This window comes from Streptomyces sp. NPDC052910 (assembly GCF_055585605.1).
In genome coordinates this window covers 1,187,488-1,205,519 of sequence record NZ_JBVJJR010000003.1, presented here as the reverse complement: position 1 = coordinate 1,205,519, position 18,032 = coordinate 1,187,488, and the positions used below count along the sequence as shown (strand labels likewise).

General features: G+C 72.0%; 14 protein-coding genes, 1 rRNA gene and 1 pseudogene. 12 read left to right on the top strand and 4 right to left on the bottom strand.

Annotated features, from left to right (window positions below; translation table 11 throughout):
- Nucleotides 1–151: 151 nt before the first annotated feature.
- Nucleotides 152–268, top strand: a 5S ribosomal RNA gene (rrf, locus tag ACZ6X9_RS16320).
- A gap of 156 nt (nt 269–424) precedes the next feature.
- Here the strand turns inward: rrf and ACZ6X9_RS16315 are convergent.
- Complete coding sequence (locus ACZ6X9_RS16315) at nt 425–1,486, bottom strand: glycerophosphoryl diester phosphodiesterase membrane domain-containing protein (RefSeq protein ID WP_469778625.1); 1,062 nt, start codon at nt 1,484–1,486, stop codon at nt 425–427.
- A gap of 251 nt (nt 1,487–1,737) precedes the next feature.
- Here ACZ6X9_RS16315 and mtnA point away from each other — a divergent pair, with 251 nt between their 5' ends.
- From mtnA to ACZ6X9_RS16275, 8 genes and pseudogenes are all read left to right on the top strand, one after another.
- Entirely contained in the window at nt 1,738–2,889 is a 1,152-nt protein-coding gene (mtnA, locus tag ACZ6X9_RS16310) for an S-methyl-5-thioribose-1-phosphate isomerase (RefSeq protein WP_469778624.1), read from the top strand.
- Nucleotides 2,886–3,563: a two-component system response regulator MtrA gene (gene mtrA, locus ACZ6X9_RS16305; protein ID WP_469778623.1), complete on the top strand. Its 678-nt coding sequence runs from the start codon at nt 2,886–2,888 to the stop codon at nt 3,561–3,563. Before mtnA ends, mtrA begins: the two co-directional genes overlap by 4 nt.
- Nucleotide 3,564: 1 nt before the next feature.
- On the top strand, nt 3,565–5,553 hold the full coding sequence (mtrB, locus tag ACZ6X9_RS16300) for an MtrAB system histidine kinase MtrB (protein WP_469778622.1): 1,989 nt from the start codon (nt 3,565–3,567) through the stop codon (nt 5,551–5,553).
- A complete protein-coding gene (locus ACZ6X9_RS16295; RefSeq protein WP_469778621.1) occupies nt 5,550–7,373 on the top strand; it encodes an LpqB family beta-propeller domain-containing protein in 1,824 nt (607 codons plus the stop codon). Before mtrB ends, ACZ6X9_RS16295 begins: the two co-directional genes overlap by 4 nt.
- A gap of 288 nt (nt 7,374–7,661) precedes the next feature.
- Nucleotides 7,662–8,426, top strand: coding sequence for a ComF family protein (locus ACZ6X9_RS16290; protein WP_469778620.1), 765 nt, complete (start codon nt 7,662–7,664; stop codon nt 8,424–8,426).
- Between the two features lie 446 nt (nt 8,427–8,872).
- Nucleotides 8,873–9,559 carry a ribosome hibernation-promoting factor, HPF/YfiA family gene (gene hpf / locus ACZ6X9_RS16285; RefSeq protein ID WP_469778619.1) on the top strand — a complete coding sequence of 229 codons (687 nt, stop codon included), beginning with the start codon at nt 8,873–8,875 and terminating at the stop codon, nt 9,557–9,559.
- Between the two features lie 260 nt (nt 9,560–9,819).
- Nucleotides 9,820–10,572 (top strand): response regulator, encoded by a 753-nt coding sequence (locus ACZ6X9_RS16280; RefSeq protein ID WP_469778618.1) that lies wholly within the window; start codon nt 9,820–9,822, stop codon nt 10,570–10,572.
- 53 nt (nt 10,573–10,625) lie between these two features.
- Nucleotides 10,626–10,700, top strand: a pseudogene (locus tag ACZ6X9_RS16275) (LuxR C-terminal-related transcriptional regulator); the annotation flags it as partial.
- A gap of 134 nt (nt 10,701–10,834) precedes the next feature.
- Here the strand turns inward: ACZ6X9_RS16275 and ACZ6X9_RS16270 are convergent.
- The gene (locus tag ACZ6X9_RS16270) at nt 10,835–12,058 is read right to left on the bottom strand and encodes a winged helix-turn-helix domain-containing protein (RefSeq protein WP_469778617.1); all 1,224 of its coding nucleotides are present in this window, start codon (nt 12,056–12,058) and stop codon (nt 10,835–10,837) included.
- A gap of 39 nt (nt 12,059–12,097) precedes the next feature.
- The gene (locus tag ACZ6X9_RS16265; RefSeq protein WP_469778616.1) at nt 12,098–12,703 is read right to left on the bottom strand and encodes a GNAT family N-acetyltransferase; all 606 of its coding nucleotides are present in this window, start codon (nt 12,701–12,703) and stop codon (nt 12,098–12,100) included.
- Nucleotides 12,704–13,092: 389 nt separating this feature from the next.
- Between ACZ6X9_RS16265 and secA the strand changes: the two genes are divergently transcribed.
- On the top strand, nt 13,093–15,915 hold the full coding sequence (gene secA / locus ACZ6X9_RS16260; RefSeq protein ID WP_469778615.1) for a preprotein translocase subunit SecA: 2,823 nt from the start codon (nt 13,093–13,095) through the stop codon (nt 15,913–15,915).
- Nucleotides 15,916–16,007: 92 nt separating this feature from the next.
- Here the strand turns inward: secA and ACZ6X9_RS16255 are convergent, their stop codons facing one another.
- The gene (locus ACZ6X9_RS16255) at nt 16,008–16,445 is read right to left on the bottom strand and encodes an Rv3235 family protein (RefSeq protein WP_469778614.1); all 438 of its coding nucleotides are present in this window, start codon (nt 16,443–16,445) and stop codon (nt 16,008–16,010) included.
- 238 nt (nt 16,446–16,683) lie between these two features.
- Here ACZ6X9_RS16255 and ACZ6X9_RS16250 point away from each other — a divergent pair, with 238 nt between their 5' ends.
- On the top strand, nt 16,684–17,187 hold the full coding sequence (locus tag ACZ6X9_RS16250) for a DUF6912 family protein (RefSeq protein WP_469778613.1): 504 nt from the start codon (nt 16,684–16,686) through the stop codon (nt 17,185–17,187).
- 62 nt (nt 17,188–17,249) lie between these two features.
- Nucleotides 17,250–17,912: an HAD family hydrolase gene (locus ACZ6X9_RS16245; protein ID WP_469778612.1), complete on the top strand. Its 663-nt coding sequence runs from the start codon at nt 17,250–17,252 to the stop codon at nt 17,910–17,912.
- Nucleotides 17,913–18,032: the final 120 nt, after the last annotated feature.

Below are 18,032 nucleotides of genomic sequence, written 5' to 3'. Positions count from 1 at the left end.
GGTTGATAGGCCAGGTGTGGAAGACCGGTAACGGTTGGAGCTGACTGGTACTAATAGGCCGAGGGCTTGTCCTCAGTTGCTCGCGTCCACTGTGTTGGTTCTGAAACCACGAACAACCAAAGTGCCGGTTGTTGATAATGTTTCATAGTGTTTCGGTGGTCATAGCGTTAGGGAAACGCCCGGTTACATTCCGAACCCGGAAGCTAAGCCTTTCAGCGCCGATGGTACTGCATGGGGGACCGTGTGGGAGAGTAGGACGCCGCCGAACTAAATTTGATAAAGCCTCGGGCCGGATCGTTGGAAAACGATCCGGCCCGAGGCTTTTTTGCGTTTTCAGGACGTCTCACGGGCCGGGCCCTTCGCGCGGCCCCCCGCCCGGGGGCGCGCTTTCGCGCCCCCGGGAAGCGAGTGTGCGTCCGGTCGGTCAGCCTGAGTTGGCGGCGCGGATGAGTTCCACGTCCAGGGACTCACGGCGAATCCGCTGGTCCAGATAAATCAAGGCCGTCACGCCGGCCATAAAAGGCAGCGCGACCGTGGAGCTGATGACGGCACCGACACCACTAATGATCAAGGACGACCATGTGACGGAAGTGGTGGATTTAAGGCCACCCCCGCTGATCATTTGAATGGCGCCGATCGGGATCTGCACGATGATCGCCATCGCGAATATGATCAGCAGGGCGACGATCTGCACTCCGAGAATCCGCCACCAGGCCCCCCGGACCAGCTTGGCACTCCGGCGCAGGGATTCGACGACGCCCTGCTTTTCCAGCATCAAGGCCGGCACCGCGAGGCAGTAGCGGATCCAGAGCCACACCATGGCGACCAGCCCGGCCATCGAGCCGAGCAGGGCGAGCGCCACGCCGGCGGGTTCCGCTCCGGCCGTGAAGATCAGCAGCCCGGGGGCCGTGCCGACGGCGAAGACGCCGAGGAGCATGAGCGGGAGCAGGCACAGGAGCCCCGCCATACGGGCCAGTTGGGGGCGGGCGGCGCGCCAGGCCTCGGCCGCGCTGACGGACCGTCCGAGAACGGCCCGGCTGACCACGACCGTCAGGATCGACGAGGCCAGGATCGAACCGATGAGGCCCGCGACCATGCTGACACCCATGGCCCCCAGGCTGTCCGTCATGGCCTCCATCGCCTGCCGGGGGCTGACGTTGTCCCGCAGATCGTCCAGGGCGTCGTCGCCGCCCCTCAGCCACAGACCGTCGGCCACCGTGGTCGCGGCCTGGGTGACGAGGGCGATGCCGAAGGAGACCGGCAGGACCGTCCGCCAGTACCGGCCCAGGGTGGAGAACGCACCCTGGAGGATCTCGCCCAGGCCGATCGGGCGCAGCGGGACGACCCCCGGGCGCGGGGCGCTCGGGGGAGGTGTCCACCGCTGGTGGCCCCAGCCGGGGCCGTTCTGCCACCCCGGCGGGGGCGGGGGGCCGGGAGGGCCGGGCGGAAGGGGTCCGGGCGAGTTCCGGCCCGGAGAGTCGTTCATGGTCTGTCGCTCCTTCTGGGCCCGCTTGCCGGTGCGGCGTCCGAGCCGTAACCCGAACATCGTGTCACGGGGCCGTCAGGGCGCCCCGGGCCCGTAGCGGGGCCGCGCAGGCCGTGGACGGGGCTCCGCGGGGCGACCGAGGGGCGTGCGTCCGCCCGTTCGGGAGCTCCGTCGGCGCCCCCTGGTCTCATACGGGGGAGAGAACCGAGAGGACCTTCAATAGTCGCCCCGGGACGGGGCAGACTGGGTAAATGGCCGATCAGTACGCGCGACCTTCGGAAACCGCTGCTTTTTCCGCCGCCTCGCCCCTCCGCTGGGAGGAGCCACCGGAAGGGCCCGTGATCGTCCTCCTGGACCAGCGGCGCCTGCCCGCCGAGGAAGTGGAGCTGGTCTGTACGGACGTGCCGGCCCTCGTCGACGCCATGCACACCCTCGCCGTCCGCGGTGCCCCGCTGCTGGGTGTGGCCGGGGCGTACGGGGTGGCTCTCGCCGCCGTCCGCGGGTTCGACGTGGAGGAGGCCGCCGAGATGCTGGCCCGGGCCCGTCCCACCGCGGTGAACCTCTCGTACGGCGTCGCCCGGGTCCGCGACGCCCATCGCGCGGCGTCCCGGAAGGGCGGCGGGCGCGCAGCCGCCTCGGCGGCGCTCGCCGAGGCGCGGGCGGTGCACCGGGAGGACGCCGAGGCCAGCGACCGGATGGCCGAGCACGGGGTGGCCCTGCTCGAGGAACTGCTGCCGGGCGGTGGCTACCGCATCCTGACCCACTGCAATACCGGCTCGCTCGTCTCCGGCGGCCAGGGCACGGCGTTCGCCGTCGCGGGGGCCCTGCACCGCGCGGGGCGGCTGCGGCGGCTCTGGGTGGACGAGACGCGTCCGCTCCTCCAGGGCGCCCGGCTGACCGCCTACGAGGCGGCACGTGCCGGGATGGCGTACACGGTGCTCACCGACAACGCCGCCGGTTCGCTGTTCGCCGCCGGTGAGGTGGACGCCGTCCTCGTGGGCGCGGACCGGATCGCGGCGGACGGTTCGGTGGCCAACAAGGTGGGCAGCTATCCGCTCGCCGTGCTGGCCCGCTACCACCACGTCCCGTTCGTCGTGGTGGCGCCGAGTACGACGGTGGATCTCGGCACGGAGGGCGGCGCGGACATCGAGGTGGAGCAGCGGCCCGGGCACGAGGTCACCGAGATCCCCGTTCCGCCGCAGGCGACCGGGGCGGGGACGGGTCTGGGGGTGCCGGTGGCGCCGCTGGGAGCGCAGGCCTACAACCCTGCGTTCGACATCACACCTCCCGAGTTGACGACCGCGATTGTCACGGAATACGGGGTTGTTTCCCCCGTGACGAAGGCCGGTCTGGCGGAGCTGTGTGACAGGTCACGATCGGGTAATGGGATGATGTCGATATGAAGGGACGCGTCCTTGTCGTCGACGACGACACCGCACTGGCCGAGATGCTCGGAATTGTGCTTCGTGGTGAGGGTTTCGAGCCGTCGTTCGTGGCCGACGGTGACAAGGCACTCGCCGCTTTTCGCGAGGCCAAACCCGATCTTGTTTTGCTTGATCTGATGCTGCCCGGCCGGGACGGTATCGAGGTGTGCCGGCTGATCCGTGCCGAGTCCGGTGTGCCGATCGTGATGCTGACGGCGAAGAGCGACACCGTCGACGTGGTGGTCGGTCTGGAATCCGGGGCGGACGACTACATCGTCAAGCCGTTCAAACCGAAGGAGCTGGTGGCCCGGATCAGAGCCCGGCTGCGGAGATCGGAGGAGCCGGCTCCCGAGCAGTTGACCATCGGGGACCTCGTCATCGACGTGGCGGGCCACTCCGTGAAGCGGGACGGCCAGGCGATCGCCCTGACGCCGCTGGAGTTCGACCTGCTGGTGGCGCTGGCGCGGAAGCCGTGGCAGGTGTTCACCCGTGAGGTGCTGCTGGAGCAGGTGTGGGGGTACCGGCACGCGGCGGACACGCGGCTGGTCAACGTGCACGTGCAGCGGCTGCGCTCGAAGGTCGAGAAGGACCCCGAGCGTCCGGACATCGTGGTGACCGTGCGAGGCGTCGGCTACAAGGCCGGGCCGAGCTGACATGACGGAGGGCGGTGCCGCTCCGGAGCGGGGCGCGGGGCGGCCCGCCGAGGTGGCGGGCGGGGTATCTCTCTTCCGGCGGCTGTGGCGCGCCGGCCGGCTGCTCCCCGACGGGGCGGCGACGGCGCCCGTCCATCCGGTGCTGCGCCTCTACGCGCGCTGGGTGCGCCGACCGCTGCTGCCGGTGATGCGGTTGTGGCTGCGGAACATCCAGTTGCGGGTGGTCGCCACCACCTTGCTGATGTCCCTGGGCGTGGTGCTGCTGCTGGGCATCGTGGTGATCGGGCAGGTGCGCAACGGCCTGCTGGAGGCCAAGCGGAACGCGGCGCAGAGCCAGGCCGAGGGCGGGTTCAAGGCCGCCAGGGACGCCGCCGACGCGGGGGCGACCGGTGCCGACGGGCGCGCCCAGGACGCGTCGCAGGCGGGCGGCAGGACGCCGGACCCGGGCGCCTGGCTCACCGGGCTCGTCCAGCAGCTCGCCAGCGGTGGTCAGGGCGTCTACTACGTGGTGGCGCTGAGCGACGCCGGTTCTGACGGGGCGCACGTGGGGACGCGCGGGCCGCGTGCCTCGGGGGACATCGACCCGGAGCGCAGCGTGCCGCAGGAGCTGCGGAAGCGGTTGGAGAAGCAGGGGGCGTTCGAGGAGCCGACGTCGATCCGGCGCAGCGGTTCGGACGAGGGGGAACCGGCGCTCGTCGTCGGCAAGCGTCTTTACGACATCGGCGGCAAGCCGTACCAGCTCTACTACCTCTTCCCGTTCACGCAGGAGGAGAAGTCGCTGAGCCTGGTGAAGGGCACGCTGGCGACCGCCGGGGTGTTCCTGGTGGTGCTGCTGGGGGCCATCGCGTGGCTGGTGGTGCGGCAGATCGTCACTCCCGTGCGCATGGCGGCCAGTATTTCGGAGCGGCTGGCGGCGGGCGTGCTCCAGGAGCGGATGAAGGTCACGGGCGAGGACGACATCGCCCGGCTGGGCGAGTCGTTCAACAAGATGGCGCAGACCCTCCAGGTGAAGATCCAGCAGTTGGAGGAGCTGTCGCGGATGCAGCGGCGGTTCGTCTCCGACGTGTCGCACGAGCTGCGGACGCCGCTGACGACCGTGCGCATGGCGGCCGAGGTGATCCACGAGGCACGGGACACCTTCGACCCGGTGACGGCGCGCTCGGCCGAGCTCCTCTTCGGCCAGCTCGACCGGTTCGAGTCGCTGCTCGCGGACCTGCTGGAGATCAGCCGGTTCGACGCGGGCGCGGCGGCCCTGGAGGCCGAGCCGATCGACCTGCGGGACGTGGTCCATCGCGTCATCGAGGGCGCCCTGCCGCTCGCGGAGCGGAAAGGCAGCCGACTGCTGGTCGAGGGCGGTGAGCGGCCCGTGATCGCCGAGGCGGACGCCCGGCGTGTCGAGCGCGTGCTGCGGAATCTCGTCGTCAACGCCGTGGAGCACGGCGAGGGACGGGACGTGGTGGTGCGGCTGGCGATGGCCGGCGGGGCGGTCGCGGTGGCCGTCCGGGACTACGGCGTCGGGCTCAAGCCGGGCGAGGCCACGCGGGTGTTCAACCGCTTCTGGCGCGCCGATCCGGCGCGGGCGCGGACGACCGGCGGGACGGGGCTGGGCCTCTCCATCGCGGTGGAGGACGCGCGGCTGCACGGCGGCTGGCTCCAGGCGTGGGGCGAGCCGGGCGGCGGCTCGCAGTTCCGGCTGACGCTGCCCTGTACGGCGGGTGAGCCGCTGCGCGGTTCGCCGATCCCGCTGGAGCCGGCGGACTCGCGGCGCAACCGCGGGGTGAACGAGGCCGGGGTGCCCCTGGCGGCGGCCGGCCGCGGCGCGCCCGTACCGTCGCAGACGCGGCAGACGCCGGCCGTGGATCCGACGGCGCTGCCGGGCAGCGGGGCGCGGGTGGTGGCGCGGCCGGGCGGAACGGCGGCGGACGGTTCGATGGGCGGCGTCCAAGGGGCTCAGGGCGTCCGGAGCGGGCAAGAGCGGAGGCGGCCGTGAGCGGGCGGAACGAGCGGTGGCGCGCGGGACTGCCGGCGGTGGCGGCCGTGGCCGGGCTGCTGCTGGCCGGCTGCGCGTCGATGCCGGACAGCGGCGAGGTGCACGCCGTGGACTCCTCCCAGCGTGCGGACGCGGACTCGCAGGTCCGGGTGTACGGTGTGCCGCCGCGCAAGGGCGAGCAGCCCGCTGAGCTGGTGAAAGGCTTCCTTGAGGCCACGACCAGCGACGACCCGGACTACGCGACGGCGCGGATGTACCTGGCGAAGTCCGTCAAGCGGAAGTGGGACCCGGCCGCCTCGACGACGGTGCTCGCGGAGATGCCGCAGGTGCAGCTCGTACCGGGGAGCCGGGACCCGGACCCGGGCGCGGGCCCCTCGCGGCGGGTCAAGCTGACCGGCAAGCAGGTCGCGCGGGTGGACGACAAGCACGCGTACAAGCCCGACGCGCGGGCGTACGAGCAGTCGGTGCACCTGACGTACGAGGACGGTGAGTGGCGCATCGACGCGCCGCCCACCGGTCTGGTGGTCGGCGTGCCGGACTTCCAGCGCATCTACCGGTCGGTCAACAAGTACTACTTCGCCGAGCTGGGGCCGGGGACGACCGGTGACAGAGGGCGGGACGTGCTCGTCGCCGACCCGGTGTACCTGCGCAAGCGCATAGACACGGTGACGTCCGCGGTGAAGGCCCTGCTCGACGGGCCGACGACATGGCTCGACCCGGTGGCGGCGACGGCGTTCCCGCCGAAGACGCGGCTCACGGACGAGCGGCTGACCATGGACGACTCCAACAACCTCAAGGTGCGCCTCGACGGCAAGGCGGCCGGCGTCGGGGAGCAGCAGTGCCGGCGGATGGCGGCTCAGCTCTTCTACACGGCGCAGGAATCCGCGCGCGTGGAGAGCGTCACGCTGCAGAGCGGTGACGAGACGCTCTGCTCGCTGAAGCGGAAGGGGGCCCAGGACTTCGGGCCCGACCAGGCGGCGGGGCGGCCGAAGCGGCAGTACTTCCTCGACAGCCGGCGCCGGGTGGTCGAGTTGACGGACGGCGAGGACGAGGCGCGGCGGGTGGCCGGGCCGTTCGGAGCGGACGGGCCGCGGCTCGGGTCGGTGGCGGTGGACCGGGCGGAGGGGCAGGCCGCCGTGGTGAGCGCCAACGGCCAGGCGCTGTACGTCGCGGGGCTGGAGCACGGGACGCAGCCGGGGGAGGCGCGGCTGACCTCGCACGGCGGGGCCAAGGCGGGGCTCACCACACCGAGCTGGGACGGCCTTGGCGACCTGTGGGTGGCCGACCAGGACCCCGAGCATCCGCGGCTGGTGCGCTTGCGCGGGGGCAAGGGGGCGCCGGAGGACGTGCCGGTGACGGGGCTGGGCGGTGGCCGGATCACCGGGGTCCGGATAGCGGCGGACGGGGTGCGGATCGCCCTGGTGGTGACCACGGGGGACCGTTCCGGGCTCTGGCTGGGCCGGGTGGAGCGGCAGAGCGGAGACGGGCGGTCGGCGCTGTCGGTGCGTGACCTGCGGTCGGTGGCGCCGAACTTCGTGCACGTGGACGCCGTCTCCTGGGCCGGCGGGAGCCGGCTGCTGGTCGCGGGGAACGAGCAGGGCGGCCTGCAGCAGGTGGAGTTCATCGAGACGGACGGTTCGCTGTCCGGCGTCTCGGCGCTGCCGGGCATCACCGGTGTCGGCGGTGTCGCGGCTCCGGAAGAGCAGGGGCGGGCGACGGCGCTGCTCGCGGAGCGGGACGGGGACATCGTGCGGCTGCTGCCGGACACCAACTGGAAGCCGGTGGCGAAGGGCGGCGCGGCGCCGGTGTATCCGGGGTAGGTGCTGCTGCCTTTCGGCGGTCCGGGCGGTCCGGGCGGTCGGGGTGGTCTGAGCGGTCGGCGCAGTCGGGTGGTCGGACGGGCGGTGGCCCGGACGGTCGGTGGCCGGGTGCCGGGTGGTCTGCGTGGAGTCTGCACGGACCGACAGCGCGGTTGACGGCGGCGGGGTGTCGGGCGTCGGGTTTGCCGGCCGTCGGGCTGACGGGGGTTGTCCACAGGGTGTCGTGCGCATGTCCGGAGTTGTCCACAGGGGTGGCGGGCCCGGTTCTCCGGCGGGAGAGTGGACACCGTGCGGGGGTGGTGGCAGGAGATCGCCGGGCTGGTGCTCCCGGCCGACTGCGCGGGATGCGGGGCGGTGCGCCGTGTCCTGTGCGAGGAGTGCCGGGAGGAGCTGTCCGGGCGGGCGTGGCGGCGGGCGTGGCCGGATCCGGTGCCCGCCGGGCTGCCGCCGGTGTACGCGGCGGCCTGGTACGCGGACGCGGTGCGGTCGGTGCTGCTGGCGCACAAGGAGCGGGGAGCACTGGTCCTGACGGAGGCCCTGGGCGGCGCGCTGGCGGGCGCGGTGCGCAGGGCCGGTACGAGTGGCGCGGGCCGGGGCGCGCGGGGCTGGAGCGGGCCCTTGTTGCTCGTCCCGGTGCCTTCCGCGCGGCGCGCCGTGGCGCGGCGCGGGCACGATCCGGTGCGCCGGCTCGCGATGACCGCGGCCGGGGTGCTGCGGCGGTCCAGGGCCGAGGTCCGGGCGGCGCCCGTGCTGCGCCAGCGCCGGGCGGTGGCCGACCAGGTGGGGCTGGACGGGAGGGAACGGCGGGCCAATGTGGCCGGCGCGCTGGCCGTGCCGGCGGTGGCCGCGCGGCTGTGGGCAGGGGGCGCGGTGGTGGTGCTGGTCGACGACCTGATGACGACGGGTGCCTCGCTGGCCGAGGCGGCGCGGGCGGTGAGCGCGGCGGGTGGCCGGGTGGTGGGCGCGGCGGTGGTCGCGGTGCCGCCGCGGGAGCGCCGGGAAGTGTCCGGGCGGGCCGGGTGGGGACCGAGCGGGGCGGGAGGAAGAGCGTGATCGTCCAGGGAGGATCCGTGGCGCGGCCGTGGGGGGTGTGTGGACGAACGTGATCTCGGAGGAATGAGGGGCGTCGGTGGGGGACAGACGTCAACCAAGCGGGGAGGACCGCCGGGGCGTCAAGCGGAACTCGCAGGTAAGCCCCGTCGTTCCTCATGGAAACGGGTGGAGAACACCTGAATGGAGGTACGGCGGGGTAAGGGGTACCGACGGGCCTCCCCGCGAGATATGTTCGGTTGTGAGGAATGGCGAAAGCTATGACTCATATCTCCGATTGGCGCGGTTTGCGTGCCCTCGAAGAAGCTGGAACCGGGTGGGACGCAGGTCTTGCCGCCGGGAGGAGGAGGTGGAACCGCCGTGTCGGTGGCTCCGGAAAGCCCCGGGGCCTGATGCAAGAGGGATGCGCTCCGCACCTTCGGCGGAGCGATCCGGGAACGGAGTTCTGCGTGGACATCGTCGTCAAGGGCCGCAAGACAGAGGTGCCCGAGCGCTTTCGCAAGCACGTGGCCGAGAAGCTGAAGGTCGACAAGATCCAGAAGCTCGACGGCAAGGTGATCAGCCTCGACGTGGAGGTGTCCAAGGAGCCCAACCCCAGGCAGGCGGACCGTTCGGACCGCGTCGAGATCACCCTGCGCGGCCGCGGACCGGTGATCCGGGCGGAGGCCGCCGCGACGGATCCCTACGCCGCGCTGGACCTGGCCACGGCCAAGCTGGAAGCGCGGCTGCGCAAGCAGCACGACAAGCGTCTCGACCGCCGGGGCAGCGGACGCATTCCGGCGAGCGAGGTCGGGGTCGCCGTCGACGGCGCCGCCCGCCTCGACGACAGCGGCCACCTGGCCACGGAGACCGCGGACGAGGTGCCGGTGACCCGTGTGGGGCCGCTGGAGATCCGGGGCGAGGGCCCCATCGTGGTCCGCGAGAAGACCCACACCGCCGCTCCGATGACGCTCGACCAGGCGCTCTACGAAATGGAGTTGGTCGGCCACGACTTCTACCTGTTCGTCGACTCCGACACCAAGATGCCCAGTGTCGTCTACCGGCGGCACGCCTACGACTACGGCGTCATCCACCTCAACGCCGACCCCTTCGCCGAGGTGGAGCCCGGCGGTGCCGGCGGAGCGCTCGGCGGCTGACGCCGGGCCGCGGCGCGACGCCGGCCGTGCGTGATCGCGACACGCCACGCCGGTGCGGGACCGCCGACCCGTCCGAGGCGGCGCCCCGGAGCCCGGGAGGGCTTCCGGGGCGCCGTCATGCGCCCCGCGCGCCGTCGCGGGCGGCAGCGCGGCACGGCCCGGCATGGAATCATGGGCGGGCGGCAACGGCTGGTCCGGCGGGACCGGTTGGGCGCGCACCGTGCAACCGTGAGGGGCCATGGCCTTCAGGGGGAGGAACAATGGCGGACAGGTTCGGATTCGTGAACGGGCCCGGCGAGGACGACGTCGAGGGCGCCCGCACGGACCCGGTCACGGGCGCGGCCCCGCGGAGCGAGCCGATCCGGGTCCTGGTCGTCGACGATCACGCCCTCTTCCGCAGGGGGCTGGAGATCGTGCTGGCGCACGAGGAGGACATCCTCGTGGTGGGCGAGGCCGGTGACGGGGCCGAGGCCGTGGACAAGGCCGCCGACCTGCTGCCGGACATCGTGCTGATGGACGTGCGGATGCCGCGGCGTGGCGGCATCGAGGCCTGTACCTCCATCAAGGAGGTGGCCCCCAGCGCCAAGATCATCATGCTGACGATCAGCGACGAGGAGGCCGACCTCTACGACGCGATCAAGGCGGGTGCCACCGGCTACCTGCTCAAGGAAATCTCCACGGACGAGGTGGCGACCGCGATCCGGGCCGTCGCCGACGGGCAGTCGCAGATCAGTCCCTCCATGGCGTCCAAGCTCCTCACCGAGTTCAAGTCCATGATCCAGCGCACCGACGAACGCCGCTTGGTGCCCGCGCCCCGGCTGACCGACCGTGAGCTGGAGGTACTCAAGCTGGTCGCCACCGGCATGAACAACCGTGACATCGCCAAGGAATTGTTCATCAGCGAGAACACGGTGAAGAACCATGTCCGCAACATCCTGGAGAAGTTGCAGTTGCACTCCAGGATGGAGGCGGTGGTGTACGCGATGCGGGAGAAGATCCTGGAGATCCGCTGAGGCGCGCCGGCCCCGGCTGGGGGTCCGGGGGTTATCCCCCGGAGTGACGCAGTATCAGCGAGAACACGGTGAAGAACCATGTCCGCAACATCCTGGAGAAGTCGCGGTTGCACTCCAGGATGGAGGCGGTGGTGTACGCGATGCGGGAGAAGATCCTGGAGATCCGCCGACCCGCCTTTTCGCCTGTTCGGCTACCCGGCGGCCGGGCCGCCGGCCGCCTCGTGAGTACGTCGGTTCCTGCGCGGGTCGATCGTCGCGCGCGTCAGTCCTTGAGTGCGGTCCGCAGCGCCTCCCCCAGCCGTAGGTCGTCGCAGCGCTCCACCCGTACATCGGCGCAGCCGACCCACTCGGCGGCCTCGCGCAGCGCGCGGGCCATCGGTGTCACCGCCCCGGACCCGGCGAGCGAGACCTGCCGGGCGACCAGGGTGCGTCCCTCCCGTGCCGGATCCACCCGGCCCACCAGCCGGCCGCCCGCGAGCAGGGGCATCGCGAAGTAGCCGTGCACGCGTTTGGCCTTGGGGACGTAGGCCTCCAGTCGGTGCGTGAAGCCGAAGATCCGTTCCGTGCGCGGCCGGTCCCAGATCAGCGAGTCGAAGGGGGAGAGCAGCGTCGTACGGTGCCGCTGCCCCCGGGCCGTCGACTCCGCGTCCAGCGCCGTCGGGTCGGCCCAGGCGGGCGCGGCCCAGCCGGCCACCTCCACCGGGACCAGGCCCGAGCCCTCCAGTGCCGCGTCCACCTGCTCGGCCTTGAGCCGGTGGTAGTCCGCCAGGTCCGCCCGGGTGGCCACCCCCATGGCCGCCCCGGCCTGGGCGACCAAGCGCCGTATGCACGCCGCGTCGTCCAGGTCGTCGTGGAAGAGGGGGTCCGGCACCGCGCGCTCGGCCAGGTCGTACACCCGCTTCCAGCCGCGGCGTTCGGTGCAGACCACCTCCCCGGTGTCGAGCAGCCACTCGACGGCGACCTTCGTCTCGGACCAGTCCCACCACGGGCCGCCCTTCTTGGCGCCGCCCAACTCGGTCGCCGTGAGCGGCCCGTCGGCCAGCAGCCGGTCGCGCACGGCCGCGCACGAGCGCTCCGCGTCCGCCATGATGTGCCAGCGGTAGCCGCGCTGCCGGCGCGCCCGGCGCCGGAAGGCGAAGAGGGGCCACTCCTCGATGGGCAGCACGCACGCGGCGTGCGACCAGTACTCGAAGCCGCGCGGCGGCTCCGCGGGGCCGTCGGCCGGGCGCGGCGTCCAGTAGGCGGACTCCACCGCGTCCCGGCCCACGGCGCCCAGCCGGGCGTAGGGGACCAGTTCGTGTGAGCGGGCCAGTACCGAGATGGTGTCCAACTGCACGGCGCCCAGTCGCCGCAGCACTCCGCGCACCCCCGCGCGCCGGTCAGGGGCGCCGAGCAGGCCCTGGGCGCGCAGTGCGATGCGGCGCGCCTCGTCGGCGGAGAGGCTGATGGCGGGCCCAGGGCCCTTGCGAGCGGCGGCGGTTGTCATGGGGCACACCCTAGGACGAGGCACTGACAACGCCCTCGGTCAGTCCTCGGCGGGGCGGTCCCGGCCCGGGTACGGCAGGTAGGGCGTTCCGGTCGGCAGGCCGAGGTCGGAGGGGAGGAGCGTGCCCGTCCAGGCGTCGCGGCGGGTGCCGTTGTGCGGGATCAGGGCGCGGGCGATGCCTTCCCTGCGGAAGCCCAGGCCGCGGGCGACGGCCCACGAGCCCTCGTTGCCGGCCTCCGCGATCCACTCCAGCCGTTCCGCCGCGAGGTCCTCGAACGCCCATCGGACCACCGCGCGGCCCGCCTCGGTGGTGAATCCGCGGCCGCGCTCCTCCCTGACGGTCCAGTAGCCGATCTCGGCCTGCCGTTCGGGGGCGTGCAGCTTCAGTTGTATCAGCGCCATCGAGCCGACGAGCCGGCCGTCGTCCCGGGCGAAGACGCCGAAGGTGTACGCGGTGTCCTCGCGCCAGCCGCGCGGGCAGCTCTCCGTCACGTAGAGCCGGGCGTCGTCGAGCGTGTACGGGGAGGGGACGGGGGTGTAGCGGGGGATCGCGGGGTCCTGGCAGGCGGCGTGCACGGCCGGGACGTCATCGGGGGCGAAGGGGCGCAGGAGCAGGCGTTCGGTGGTGAGGGATGTCGGTTCCATGATCCGAGAGTCTGCTGGGTGGCCGCTGTCGCGTCGCGGGGTCGGGGGGATTTCGTGGTGGGGGCGTCATGTCCGGCCGGGCGCGCGGTGGACGACGGCTTGGATCCGGACCGGGCCGGTCCGGAAGCCGGGGCGGCGGGAAGCGCGCGGAGGACCGGAAGGCAACATTCCGCATCTTGGTTACCACCGTCGGGCACCTCCGGGATGCCCCGTGCGTTCACCGTGCGGGTGATCCCCGGCCTCCGCGATGACGGACCTCCCGGCGCGGTGGGGTCCTCGCTTACGATGGCCGTTGCGGCGGGGACTGTCCCGTCGTGCCCGCGCACCCTCTCCCCGCCGGTGGCGGGGGACAGCCAGTGCCAGGCCCGACCGGCAAGGAGTCAGCCTACGTGTCCGTCTTCGGCAAGATCATGCGTGCAGGAGAAGGCAAGATCCTGCGCAAGCTGCACCGCATCGCGGACCAGGTCAATTCCATCGAAGAGGACTTCCTCACCCTCTCCGACGCCGAGCTGCGCGCCCTGACCGAGGAGTACAAGCAGCGGTACGCCGACGGCGAGAGCCTCGACGACCTGCTCCCCGAGGCGTTCGCGACCGTCCGCGAGGCGGCCAAGCGCGTGCTCGGCCAGCGCCACTACGACGTCCAGCTCATGGGCGGCGCCGCCCTGCACCTCGGGTACGTGGCGGAGATGAAGACCGGTGAGGGCAAGACCCTCGTCGGCACCCTGCCCGCCTACCTGAACGCGCTCTCCGGCGACGGCGTGCACCTCATCACGGTCAACGACTACCTCGCCGAGCGCGACTCCGAAATGATGGGCCGGGTCCACAAGTTCCTGGGTCTGTCGGTCGGCTGCATCCTGGCCAACATGACGCCGGCCCAGCGCCGCGAGATGTACAACTGCGACATCACGTACGGCACGAACAACGAGTTCGGCTTCGACTACCTGCGCGACAACATGGCGTGGTCGCAGGACGAGCTGGTGCAGCGCGGGCACAACTTCGCGATCGTCGACGAGGTCGACTCGATCCTCGTCGACGAGGCCCGTACCCCGCTGATCATCTCGGGCCCGGCCGACCAGGCCACCAAGTGGTACGGCGACTTCGCCAAGCTGGTCACCCGGCTCAAGCGCGGCGAGCCGGCCAACCCGCAGAAGGGCATCGAGGAGACCGGCGACTACGAGGTCGACGAGAAGAAGCGCACGGTCGCCATCCACGAGGCCGGTGTCACCAAGGTCGAGGACTGGCTGGGCATCGACAACCTCTACGAATCGGTCAACACGCCGCTCGTCGGTTATCTCAACAACGCCATCAAGGCGAAGGAACTGTTCAAGAAGGACAAGGACTACGTCGTCATGGACGGCGAAGTCATGATCGTCGACGAGCACACCGGCCGTATCCTCGCCGGCCGCCGCTACAACGAGGGCATGCACCAGGCGATCGAGGCGAAGGAAGGGGTGGACATCAAGGACGAGAACCAGACGCTCGCCACGATCACCCTGCAGAACTTCTTCCGCCTCTACAACAAGCTCTCCGGCATGACCGGTACGGCCATGACCGAGGCCGCCGAGTTCCACCAGATCTACAAGCTCGGCGTGGTGCCGATCCCGACGAACCGTCCGATGCAGCGCAAGGACCAGTCGGACCTGATCTACCGCACCGAGGTCGCGAAGTTCGACGCCGTCGTCGAGGACATCGCCGAGAAGCACGCCAAGGGCCAGCCGATCCTCGTCGGCACCACCTCGGTGGAGAAGTCGGAGTACCTCTCCCAGCAGCTCTCCAAGCGCGGCATCCCGCACGAGGTCCTCAACGCCAAGCACCACGAGCGCGAGGCGCAGATCGTCGCGCAGGCCGGCCGCAAGGGCGCCGTCACCGTCGCCACCAACATGGCCGGCCGCGGTACGGACATCAAGCTCGGCGGCAACCCCGACGACCTCGCCGAGGCGGAGCTGCGCCAGCGCGGCCTGGACCCGGTGGAGCACGTCGAGGAGTGGGCCGCCGCCCTGCCGGCCGCGCTGGAGAAGGCCGAGGCCGCGGTCAAGGCGGAGTTCGAGGAGGTCAAGGCGCTCGGCGGGCTCTACGTCCTGGGCACCGAGCGGCACGAGTCCCGCCGTATCGACAACCAGCTCCGCGGCCGTTCCGGCCGTCAGGGCGACCCGGGCGAGTCGCGCTTCTACCTCTCCCTCGGCGACGACCTGATGCGCCTTTTCAAGGCCCAGATGGTCGAGCGCGTGATGGCCATGGCCAACGTGCCCGACGACGTGCCGATCGAGAACAAGATGGTCACCCGGGCCATCGCCTCCGCCCAGTCGCAGGTCGAGCAGCAGAACTTCGAGACCCGCAAGAACGTCCTGAAGTACGACGAGGTGCTCAACCGCCAGCGCGAGGTCATCTACGGCGAGCGCCGGCGCGTCCTGGAGGGCGAGGACCTGCGCGAGCAGATCCTGCACTTCATGGACGACACCATCGACGACTACATCCGCCAGGAGACCGTCGAGGGCTTCGCGGAGGAGTGGGACCTGGAGCGGCTGTGGAGCGCGTTCAAGCAGCTCTACCCGGTCAAGGTCACCATCGAGGAGCTGGAGGAGGCGGCGGGCGACCGCGCGGGCATCACCGCCGAGTTCATCGCCGAGTCCGTCAAGGACGACATCCACGAGCAGTACGCGGCCCGCGAGGAGCAGCTCGGCTCCGACATCATGCGCGAGCTGGAGCGCCGCGTGGTGCTGTCGGTGCTGGACCGCAAGTGGCGTGAGCACCTCTACGAGATGGACTACCTCCAGGAGGGCATCGGCCTGCGCGCGATGGCCCAGAAGGACCCGCTGGTCGAGTACCAGCGCGAGGGCTTCGACATGTTCCAGGCCATGATGGAGGGCATCAAGGAGGAGTCGGTCGGCTACCTCTTCAACCTGGAGGTCCAGGTCGACCAGCAGCTCGAGGAGGTCCCGGTCCAGGCCGGCGAGGCCCCGTCGCTGGAGAAGGCGCCCGCCGACGCGGTGCCGGCCGCCCGGCCGGAGATCCGGGCCAAGGGCCTCGACGCCCCGCAGCGCCCGGACCGGCTGCACTTCTCCGCCCCGACGGTGGACGGCGAGGGCGGTGTCGTCGAGGGCGACTTCACCAACGACGAGGCTCCGGTCCGCTCCGCGGCGGACGGGATGACCCGGGCCGAGCGCCGCAAGGCGCAGCGGAACGGCGGCGGTGGCCGCCGCCGCAAGAAGTGACCTGAGAGGTCGTGTCGAGGGGCGGGACGCCGGTGCGTCCCGCCCCTCCGGCGTGTCCGGGCCCGTGATCCGGTGCCACAGGCGCGCGGCGCTCAGGCGCGGGCGCCGCCCAGTTCGACGGCGGAGCACCGCCAGCGGCGGTCCGTGCCCTGTTCCAGCCGGAAGGCCAGGGCCCGCACCCGGTCCCCGGATCCGATCCGCGCGTAGGCCTCGATCACCCCGGGGCGCGGCTGGAACTCGTCGCAGCGGTGGACGACCGGAGCGCCACCGGGCGGCCGCGGGCGCAGGGGCGCCTGCGGGGCCAGCTCGACAAGCAGGTCGTAGGCGGCGGGCAGGGTGTGGCCGAGCATCCGGTGCACCGGGCGCTGTCCGCTCAGGGTGAGCAGCAACTGTTCGGCGAACCAGTAGCGCGGGATGCCCGCGCGGAGCCGGCGGACGGCCGGGCCGGCGCCGGGACGCCGGGCATCCGTCCGTCGTGGTGGTGCGGTGCGCCGGGCGGTGTCCCGGCCCGGTCCTGTGGTGCTCTGCAACGCTGGTCGCCCCCTTCGGTCGGGGATCTTCTACCGGCGTTCCGAGGGGCCCGACAAGGGCCTCCGGTCACCGGAGGCGATTCACCTATCCGGGTGGCGGTTCCGCGGTTTCCGCAGGTCGCGGCGGTTCGGCGGGTCCGGCCCGGCCTCCGCTCGGCGGGCTCCCGGCACTTCGAAGGGGGACGCGCCCCCGTATGCTGGCAGCACTCATCCACAGGTACTCCGGAAAGCGGCGGACATGCGCGTCTACGTCCCTCTGACCCTCCCCGGTCTCGCCGAGGCGCACCGGGCGGGCGAGCTCGGCCCGGCCCCGTTCGACGCCTACGCCGTCACCCCCGCGCTGCGCGAGTGGTACGTCTCCGACGACATGGAAGAGCTCGAGTACGCGGCGCTCGGACGTGCCGCGCAGGCCTCGCTGCGGCGCATCGCCACGGACCCCGACGCCCCGCGCCGCCGGGTGGTCGTCGCGGTCGACGTACCGGACCGCGAGGCGGTCGTGGACCCGGACCGGGGGCTCGACGAGTCGGCCATCGGCGAGGTGCGGCTGACCCGGCCGGTGCCGCTGGCGAAGGCCGCCGCCGTGCACGTGGACGCGGACGACGCCGAGGCGGACGTGGCGGCCGCGGCGGCGGCGCTGGGCGCGGCCGACCAGGGCGACGACGACGCCCGGTTCACGGTGGACGGCGCGGAGGACCACGACCTGATGTGGTTCGGGGTGCAGGAGATCCCCAACCTGATCTGAGGGGTCCACGAGGCCCAAGGGCGGACCGGGGCGTTGTCAGTGGGGGCCGGTACGGTCGTCCCATGACACAGCACGGCGCTCACATCGTCTGGGACTGGAACGGCACGCTGCTGCACGACGTCGACGCGGTGATGGCCGCGACGAACGCCTCGTTCGCCGAGGTGGGCCTGGCCCCGATCACCCTGGAGCGGTACAGGGACCTGTACTGCGTGCCCGTGCCGCGGTTCTACGAGCGGCTGATGGGCCGGCTGCCCAGCGACGCCGAGTGGCAGGTGATGGACGCCGCGTTCCACCGGCACTACGCCAAGTACGCCGTGGACGCCGAGCTGGCGGCGGGCGCCCGGCAACTGCTCGCGGACCGGCAGGCGGCGGGCCGCACCCAGTCGCTCTGTTCCCTGGCGGCGCACGAGGAGCTGATACCCCTGGTGCGGACGTACGGCATCGAGCGGCACTTCGTCCGCGTCGACGGCCGGACCGGCCGCAGCGACCGGGGCAAGGCCGAGCAGATGGCCCGGCACGTGGCGGCACTGGAGGGCACGGTGCCCGAGCGGGTGGTCGTCGTGGGGGACGCGGTGGACGACGCCCTCGCTGCCGCCCATGTGGGCGCGAAGGCGGTGCTGTACACCGGGGGCTCGCACAGCAGGGCGAGCCTGTCCGCCGCCGGGGTGCCGGTGGTCGACACCCTGACGGAGGCGGTCGAGCTCGCGGAGCGTCTGGTGGGGTGAGGGGCCGGGGGCCGGGCGCCGCCCGGTTCCGGCCCCGCGGTACGACGAATGCCGAGGTGAACGGGGGGAAGGCGGCGAGGGGAGCGCCGACGAGGGGTGTGGGGACGTGGCCGGGGACGG

Bases quoted from the DNA above. Each gene is read 5' to 3' on its own strand.
- ACZ6X9_RS16245 (WP_469778612.1), top strand. From the start codon at position 17,250: ATGACACAGCACGGCGCTCACATCGTCTGGGACTGGAACGGCACGCTG.
- ACZ6X9_RS16315 (WP_469778625.1), bottom strand. From the start codon at position 1,486: ATGAACGACTCTCCGGGCCGGAACTCGCCCGGACCCCTTCCGCCCGGC.
- ACZ6X9_RS16250 (WP_469778613.1), top strand. From the start codon at position 16,684: ATGCGCGTCTACGTCCCTCTGACCCTCCCCGGTCTCGCCGAGGCGCAC.
- ACZ6X9_RS16280 (WP_469778618.1), top strand. From the start codon at position 9,820: ATGGCGGACAGGTTCGGATTCGTGAACGGGCCCGGCGAGGACGACGTC.
- mtrA (WP_469778623.1), top strand. From the start codon at position 2,886: ATGAAGGGACGCGTCCTTGTCGTCGACGACGACACCGCACTGGCCGAG.
- ACZ6X9_RS16265 (WP_469778616.1), bottom strand. From the start codon at position 12,703: ATGGAACCGACATCCCTCACCACCGAACGCCTGCTCCTGCGCCCCTTC.
- ACZ6X9_RS16270 (WP_469778617.1), bottom strand. From the start codon at position 12,058: ATGACAACCGCCGCCGCTCGCAAGGGCCCTGGGCCCGCCATCAGCCTC.
- mtnA (WP_469778624.1), top strand. From the start codon at position 1,738: ATGGCCGATCAGTACGCGCGACCTTCGGAAACCGCTGCTTTTTCCGCC.
- mtrB (WP_469778622.1), top strand. From the start codon at position 3,565: ATGACGGAGGGCGGTGCCGCTCCGGAGCGGGGCGCGGGGCGGCCCGCC.